Below are 6,882 nucleotides of genomic sequence, written 5' to 3' on the forward strand. Positions count from 1 at the left end.
TTACTCTTTGGTTCTAAGTAGGGAGACACAATTATTTGTAGGATGGGTTAGCGGTAGCGTAACATAATCTGGCGTTGGGTTTCATGCTTCAACCCAACCTACGTTCATCTTATATTTAATTCCACTCACCCACTTAACATAGGGATAAGCAATGACTAGCAGAATCAAGGAAATCTTTCAGACAGGACAACCGGATCAATCCGTCACCGTGCAGGGTTGGGTGAGAACAAAACGAGAATTAAAAGAATTTACTTTCCTGGAAGTTAATGATGGCTCATCCCTGGCCAACTTACAAGTTATCCTCGAATCGACTTTACCCGATTATGAAAATGTACTAAAAATAATTAGTACAGGAACGGCGATCGCTGTTTCGGGAAATTTGGTTCCTTCCCCGGGTAAAGGGCAAAATATCGAGTTAAAAGCGGCCGAAATCACCCTTTATGGTGACTGTCCTGCGGATTATCCCCTACAAAAGAAACGTCATTCCTTTGAATTTCTGAGAACTATTGCCCATCTGCGAGCAAGAACCAACACCCTAGGAGCAGTAATGCGGGTTAGAAACGCTTGCTCTACCGCTATTCACAGTTTTTTCCAAGAAAAGGGCTTTATTTGGGTACATACTCCTATTATTACCGCTAACGACTGCGAAGGTGCGGGGGAATTATTTACTGTCACCAGTTTAGATTTAAAAAAACCCGCCAATTTTGCCGAGGATTTCTTTGGTAAACGAGCCTATTTAACTGTTAGTGGACAATTACAAGCGGAAGTAATGGCCATGGCTTTATCTAATGTTTACACTTTTGGCCCGACTTTTCGCGCCGAAAATTCTAATACTTCCCGTCATCTGGCCGAGTTTTGGATGGTGGAACCGGAAATGGCTTTTTGTGACTTGGAAGGAGATCAGGATTTAGCGGAAGCTTTTCTCAAATATATCTTTAAATTCGTTTTAGAAAATTGTCCCGAAGATTTGCAGTTTTTTAACGAACGTATCGATAAAACGGTGTTAAGTACGGCCGAAAATATCGTTAATAGTGAGTTTGGCCGGATTACCTACAGCGAAGCGATCGAGTTATTAGAAAAAGCCGATCGTCAGTTCGAGTTTCCGGTAGAATGGGGCGTAGATTTACAGTCAGAACACGAACGTTATCTAGCGGAAGAACTATTTAAAAAACCCGTGATTGTCACCAATTATCCCAAGACAATCAAAGCTTTTTATATGCGTCTAGATGACAATAATAAAACTGTTTCCGCTATGGATATTTTAGCACCCAAGATCGGCGAAATTATCGGCGGTTCCCAACGGGAAGAACGATTAGATGTATTAATCCAAAGAATGCAGGAACAGGGAATGAATCCCGATGATTTGTGGTGGTATTTAGATCTGCGTCGCTACGGTTCCGTTCCCCACGCTGGTTTTGGTTTAGGATTCGAGCGTCTGGTACAATTCATGACGGGAATGACCAATATTCGCGATGTGATTCCTTTCCCCCGTACCCCTTTAAGTGCCGACTTTTAGAATGATGTCTAGGATACACGGCTCTCTTAGGTTTGGTGGGCAAAATGTATTCTAAGATACAGTCCTGCTGGCGAGCGAGTGAAAGGAACCACAAAGACACAAAGGACACAAAGATTGAGCGATCATATTGTAAGTTAAATTTATCACACAGAACCTAGAAGAGCCGATACACGGGAGAAAGCTTGTAATCCTCAAGCTTTCAGTGCTAATTTGCTTGGTCTTTGGGGACTTGTACAATAAATTTGTACAAGTCCAAGCTCTTGAACTTCCCAAAAACCCCAAAATCTCGATCGCTGGTTAGGGGAGAGAAATATAAAGACTTTATTAAATTGTAGCTTTTGATACAGTTGTGGGGGGGGGAATGTGTACGCTCTTACAGTCCCCCTTGTGTCTTGGGTTGGGTTGTTGCTTGACCTAGAGATGCGAGGGTGGTGATCACACTTGTAAAAATTCTTTAGTCTCTGATGAGTATTAAGAACTTATCTAATTACTTGGTTGCAAGTGCCGCACTTGGACTGGCGACTGCTCTCAGCGCCCTGTCACCGCAAGTGGCTCAGGCAGGGGCGGTGATCTATAACAACTCCAATCCATCTCTGGCCTCCGTCGCCCTTGGCGTGAATGATGCTGGTCATCTGAATTTTGCAGATCCATTAGGCTTCAGGCCTGTTAATGCAGAGGTGACGGGCTTGTCCTATCGCTTCTCCGATGGAACCTGGCGGGATGCCACCGCCCCGGGTTGTTTCTGCGAAGGCTGGGGTGTGGCTGTCACCGATCCGTTTAGCAACCGTGTAGCCGGTTGGGTGAATGAATCTTCAGGCAGCGGAGGGCTGACGGGCGGGGTGTTTGGTTCCACGACCACAACGGCCTCCTCTTTCACTCAATTGGCTGCCTATCCCGTCGACATCCGGCACTTCTACGGCGTGTCTTTGGCACCCAATGTGTTTCAAGGTAATGTCACCATCACAAACAGTGGCACTGACACAGTTACTGATGTGGTTTATCGCCGCGTGATGGATTGGGATGTGCCGCCCACTGAGTTTGTTGAGTATGTGAGCCACTTTGGGGTAGCCAGCAATCTCGAACCCACGGGCAATGTGCGCTTTGCCAGCAACAATGGCTTCGCGACTTCCGATCCGGGCTCGTACCCAGGGGAAATTTGGCTAGGGGGTTCGATCATCAATGTTGATTTCTTCCAACAAGGACCAGCAGACCACGGTTCGGTCTTTGATTTTGCTTTTGGTGATCTGGCCCCAGGTGAGTCCCGCACTTTCAATATCTTCTATGGAGCGGCGGCCGATCTCGCAGGTGCCCAAGCCGCGATAGCGAGGCTTGATCCAGATGTATGGTCGTTCGGTCAGTCCACAGCGAGTGGCCCTGCCAATGACTCGCCCACCTTTCTCTTTGCCTTTGGTGGTGTAGGTGGCGAGGAGCCTGGTACCACCCCTGACGACCCGGTGTTGCCCTTCGTGCCAGCACCAGGCGAATTCGTTTTCCCTGCTCCCACACCCCGCCGTTGGTTTGATCCACCTTTTGTCTCAAGATTTGACTACTCCCTTGGCTCGGGTGAGTTTTTCAGCTTCATCCTGCCGCCTGGATTCGGCACTACTATCGATCTCTATGTGGGTGATACTCTCATAGCAAGCGATCTCACCGCTGATGGGGTAAAGGAATATTTCTTCCTTGGTGACTTCGCCCTGGATGACATAGCAGCCTTCAGCCTCCGCGACATTTCACCCCTAGTAGATGCGGCAGATCCCACTGCTTTCCCCACCTTCCTTGATTTCACCCCCGGTGCTGGGCCACTGACGATGAAAGCGGTAGAATCGGGTGTAGCGGTTCCCGAACCCAATTCCCTTCTTGGACTATTTGCCCTCGGCACTCTCGGTGCAGCTTCAACCCTCAAGCGCCAACTAAAACCCTCTAAATCCAGCGAAAAAGAAACTACAAAAGTGGGCTAAATTGTTTCTAAAAATATCATAAATGCCCCCTTCATTCAGTAAATTGAGGGGGTTTTATTTTTTGTCCATGTTTCTATTTATTAATTTTTGTGATTTAATGGCAATTTTTACATCAATATCGTCAAATTCAATGAGTATTGTGATTTTGTGCTATAATGGAGGTCTGTCAAAAGTAAAAAAACAATCAATTACCATGAATAGCAAGACAGAAATCACTATTCAAGTTCCTTTAGAAATTGCTAGATATTACGCTAAAATCAACCCCAATGACCGAGCAAATATAGAAAATAAATTAACTAAAACTATTCAATTAGAATTAGAAAAGTATCGTCAAAAAGCAGGAGCTAGATTATCAACAATTATGGATCGAGCTAGTGATGAAGCAGAAGCTAACGGATTAAATCCAGAGATTTTAGCGTCTATCTTAGAACAAGATGAATAAACCACGATTTGTTTTTGATGCTAATGTAATTGTTAGTGCTTTTTTATTTAAAAACAGTCCACCTCGTTTGGCGTTAGAAACTGCTAAGAATCAGGGCATAATTATCCTGTCTGAGACGGTTATTGATGAACTTAGTAACGTTTTATCTCGTTCTAAATTTGACCGCTATTTAGCTAAATCAATTCGCCAAGAGCTATTAGAAACATTAGTAGAAGCATCTTTATTAGTGCAACCGTCAGAATCTATCGATGAATGTCGAGATGCCAAGGATAATAAATATCTAGAGTTAGCGATTAGTGGTCATGCTGAATCTCTTATTACAGGGGATGAAGATTTGCTAGTCTTGAACCCATTTAGAAACATTAAAATCATCACTGTGTTAGAATTTTTGGATACTGATTCCGTCAGTTGATGGGGTTTAGTTTTTTGCCCACTTTCCTTGCTACACTAAGATTAAGACATAACTCAAGACCTATCTGAATGAGTCGGATAAGTCTTTACAGCGCTCTTAGAAGTTAAAGACTCATCAGCATTAAATCAATAAATGCCCCCTTCATTCAGTCAGTTGAGGGGGGTTTGTTTTTTTATATCTCTTTTTTGGCAATAGATGCTATAATGAAAGGCCACTCTTTAAGATTGCTTGATCGATCGTGGACTTTGAGATTATCAGCGATATTACGAATATCGAGATTATTGCCATAGGAACAGGAATTCGTAATCGGGAACGGTTGCAAAAACAGTATGGCAAAGGTAAATGGAGAAAATTAAAGGGCATAGCCCAAGTTCAGCTTCCCAATGGTATAGTAAGGTTAGCTGAAGTCGATTGGTATGAAGCTCATGGCATCGGCAAAAAAGAATTTAAGCTCAAGTTACCGTTTCTCGATTGACCATGAAAATAGAGTCATCTCCAACAAATCAGTTCGTAGTTTGTCTCAATAATGAAGGCTACGAAGCTTCACTAGAAGTGGGCAAAATATACCGCGTTATCCCTGATGAGACAGCAGAAATAAACAGTCTAATTCGGGTTATTGATGAAAGTGGTGAAGATTACGCTTTTTCTGTGAATCGGTTTCATCCTATTGAGTTACCAAAGCCAATAGAAGAGGCATTGTTATCAATGGCCAACTAAAACCTTCTCAATCCATCGAAAAAGAAACTACAAAAGTCGGCTAAATTGCCTCTAAAAATACCATCGATGTCCCTTCATTCAATCTTGAGGGGGTTTGTTTTTGGCATCTATTAATAAGTGGGTGGGTGGAATTAAATATAAGATAAACGTAGGTTGGGTTGAAGCATGAAACCCAACGCCCGATTATGTTACGCTACCGCTAACCCATCCTACAAATAATTGTGCCTCCCTACTTACTTCTAAAAATTGTCAAACTTATTAATGATGTCTTGAATTTGCTGCGCTGGGATGTCCGTTTGGTCAGATTTGGCATAGATGAGGAGCATCAAAACACAACTATTGTCTTTAAGTTGATAGATAACACGATAGCCGCTACTTTTGCCCTTTTGAATATCGCTGTTTTTGAGGCGAACTTTAAAGACAGTGTAGCCTATTCCTGGTATTTGATCGCCGATGAATTTGCCTATCTGAAGGTCATCAATTAGAGGTTGTAGGTCAGTACGAATGCTCCGATAGCGTTTGGCGAGGATGCGAAGTCGAGCCTTGAATTGATCGGAGAAAAGGAGCTTAATAGGGGGAATTTCTTCAGTCATCTATGCCATCCCAGAGTTCAGAGATGGGATGTACTTTGCCTTCTTTAGCTTGCTGAAGAGAAATACAAAGACTGGTGAGGATGAGTTCTTTTGGTTCGTCGTCGGGGTCCGTGGGTGGAGTGAGGATATTACGCGATACTAGCAATTGGTAGAAATCATCGATCGCCATTCCCGTTAGTTCGGCTGCTTGTTCAAATTGAAGACGTTGCTGCTGATAAAGCATGATAGCGATTTCCGTGAGCATTTGAGCTTCAGTCATTTGTACTGTTTGCAGAAGTTCAGTGGGAAGGGTGAGGCTCATAGAGGTTTCATTAAGTGGCAGTAATTTCATTGTATCGCCATTAAAAAGAAACCACAAAAGTAGGCTAAATTGTTTCTAAAAATACCATAAATGCCCCTTCATTCAATCTTGAGGGGGTTTATTTTTTCCTTTCACTTATTAAACAACTATCACCTCGTTGCTAGGGTCTCCCTGGCAACGCATTTCCAGAGGTTCTACCTTGGCACGAGACCAAGCATTGATGATCACACAAAGTCGAGAAGAGCCAAATAGCCAATTTAGTGCCAAAATTAGGAGTAGTTTATTTATTCTTCTCTCCTAGTTAAAAATATGCAAGTTAAAGAGCTAACCGTTGAAGAACTCAAGCTCCTCATTCAAGAAACTGTTGCCGAAACCATCCAATCTATCTTACTCGATCCTGACCAAGACAAAGAAGTCAAACCTGAAGTTAAGCAACAACTTCTTGACTCTCTAAGACGGACTGAAATAGGAGAAAAGGGGGTTTCAGCCGAGGAAGTAGCCAAAAAATTAGGATTAAACTGGTAATGGCTTACTTTGTAGAATTTAGCCGCGAAGCAATCGCTGATTTAGAAGCACTCGCTCCTATCATTCAAGAGCGAATTTTGCGGAAAGTTCGCTGGTTGTCGGATAATTTTGAAAATGTTAGTCCTCAAGCTTTAAGTGCTAATTTGAGTGGTCTTTTCAAGCTTCGAGTCGGTGACTATAGAGTTATCTATTCTTTTGCACCCGAAGCAAAGCGGCTTACCATCCATAAGGTTGGACATCGCCGAGATATCTACAGTTGATAAAATACTGTATTTGACTGGACTTCCCCCGTATAAACATACTAGCTATGGCTAAAAGTCTTACAGAGCCTGAGTTAAAGCAATGAAATACTAATGAACTACTGGACACAAAATCCTGAAGTTCTTACGCCGATAGGGTTTGAGGCAAAAATTTTCAA

The 6,882-nt window shown here is 43.0% G+C and carries 9 protein-coding genes and 1 pseudogene; 8 read left to right on the forward strand and 2 right to left on the reverse strand.

Features of this window, described 5'->3' with window-relative positions:
* The first annotated feature begins 151 nt into the window (after window positions 1-151).
* The 6 genes and pseudogenes from asnS to O9324_RS04245 all read left to right on the forward strand — a co-directional run bounded on the left by asnS (window position 152) and on the right by O9324_RS04245 (window position 5,045).
* On the forward strand, window positions 152-1,516 hold the full coding sequence (asnS, locus tag O9324_RS04220) for an asparagine--tRNA ligase (RefSeq protein ID WP_288139549.1): 1,365 nt from the start codon (window positions 152-154) through the stop codon (window positions 1,514-1,516).
* A 1,832-nt stretch (window positions 1,517-3,348) separates the two neighbouring features.
* Window positions 3,349-3,474: pseudogene (locus O9324_RS04225) on the forward strand (PEP-CTERM sorting domain-containing protein); the annotation flags it as partial.
* A gap of 130 nt (window positions 3,475-3,604) precedes the next feature.
* Window positions 3,605-3,916: a hypothetical protein gene (locus O9324_RS04230; protein WP_228020996.1), complete on the forward strand. Its 312-nt coding sequence runs from the start codon at window positions 3,605-3,607 to the stop codon at window positions 3,914-3,916.
* Window positions 3,909-4,328: a putative toxin-antitoxin system toxin component, PIN family gene (locus tag O9324_RS04235; RefSeq protein WP_193960398.1), complete on the forward strand. Its 420-nt coding sequence runs from the start codon at window positions 3,909-3,911 to the stop codon at window positions 4,326-4,328. The genes O9324_RS04230 and O9324_RS04235 overlap by 8 nt, the downstream gene beginning before the upstream one ends.
* A gap of 238 nt (window positions 4,329-4,566) precedes the next feature.
* Complete coding sequence (locus O9324_RS04240) at window positions 4,567-4,803, forward strand: hypothetical protein (protein ID WP_287627812.1); 237 nt, start codon at window positions 4,567-4,569, stop codon at window positions 4,801-4,803.
* A 2-nt stretch (window positions 4,804-4,805) separates the two neighbouring features.
* The gene (locus O9324_RS04245) at window positions 4,806-5,045 is read left to right on the forward strand and encodes a hypothetical protein (protein ID WP_287627811.1); all 240 of its coding nucleotides are present in this window, start codon (window positions 4,806-4,808) and stop codon (window positions 5,043-5,045) included.
* Window positions 5,046-5,284: 239 nt separating this feature from the next.
* On the opposite strand, the gene O9324_RS04250 is transcribed toward O9324_RS04245, so the two are convergent.
* Both O9324_RS04250 and O9324_RS04255 read right to left on the reverse strand, forming a co-directional pair.
* A complete protein-coding gene (locus O9324_RS04250) occupies window positions 5,285-5,638 on the reverse strand; it encodes a type II toxin-antitoxin system RelE/ParE family toxin (protein ID WP_287627810.1) in 354 nt (117 codons plus the stop codon).
* Complete coding sequence (locus tag O9324_RS04255) at window positions 5,631-5,969, reverse strand: UPF0175 family protein (protein WP_002771550.1); 339 nt, start codon at window positions 5,967-5,969, stop codon at window positions 5,631-5,633. The genes O9324_RS04250 and O9324_RS04255 overlap by 8 nt, the downstream gene beginning before the upstream one ends.
* Before the next feature lie 279 nt (window positions 5,970-6,248).
* Between O9324_RS04255 and O9324_RS04260 the strand changes: the two genes are divergently transcribed.
* Together O9324_RS04260 and O9324_RS04265 are read left to right on the forward strand one after the other, a co-directional pair.
* Window positions 6,249-6,464, forward strand: coding sequence for a hypothetical protein (locus tag O9324_RS04260; protein ID WP_002771553.1), 216 nt, complete (start codon window positions 6,249-6,251; stop codon window positions 6,462-6,464).
* Window positions 6,464-6,724, forward strand: a complete 261-nt coding sequence (locus O9324_RS04265) for a type II toxin-antitoxin system RelE family toxin (protein ID WP_002771554.1) — start codon at window positions 6,464-6,466, stop codon at window positions 6,722-6,724. The genes O9324_RS04260 and O9324_RS04265 overlap by 1 nt, the downstream gene beginning before the upstream one ends.
* Window positions 6,725-6,882 lie beyond the last annotated feature (158 nt).

It is taken from the genome of Microcystis sp. LE19-84.1B, from assembly GCF_027531875.1.
GTDB classification, from domain to species: domain Bacteria; phylum Cyanobacteriota; class Cyanobacteriia; order Cyanobacteriales; family Microcystaceae; genus Microcystis; species Microcystis panniformis.

Excerpts from the sequence above, each read along its gene's own strand:
- O9324_RS04230 (WP_228020996.1), top strand. The coding sequence starts at position 3,605 with ATGAGTATTGTGATTTTGTGCTATAATGGAGGTCTGTCAAAAGTAAAA.
- O9324_RS04265 (WP_002771554.1), top strand. The coding sequence starts at position 6,464 with ATGGCTTACTTTGTAGAATTTAGCCGCGAAGCAATCGCTGATTTAGAA.
- O9324_RS04235 (WP_193960398.1), top strand. The coding sequence starts at position 3,909 with ATGAATAAACCACGATTTGTTTTTGATGCTAATGTAATTGTTAGTGCT.
- O9324_RS04245 (WP_287627811.1), top strand. The coding sequence starts at position 4,806 with ATGAAAATAGAGTCATCTCCAACAAATCAGTTCGTAGTTTGTCTCAAT.
- asnS (WP_288139549.1), top strand. The coding sequence starts at position 152 with ATGACTAGCAGAATCAAGGAAATCTTTCAGACAGGACAACCGGATCAA.
- O9324_RS04260 (WP_002771553.1), top strand. The coding sequence starts at position 6,249 with ATGCAAGTTAAAGAGCTAACCGTTGAAGAACTCAAGCTCCTCATTCAA.
- O9324_RS04255 (WP_002771550.1), bottom strand. The coding sequence starts at position 5,969 with ATGAAATTACTGCCACTTAATGAAACCTCTATGAGCCTCACCCTTCCC.
- O9324_RS04250 (WP_287627810.1), bottom strand. The coding sequence starts at position 5,638 with ATGACTGAAGAAATTCCCCCTATTAAGCTCCTTTTCTCCGATCAATTC.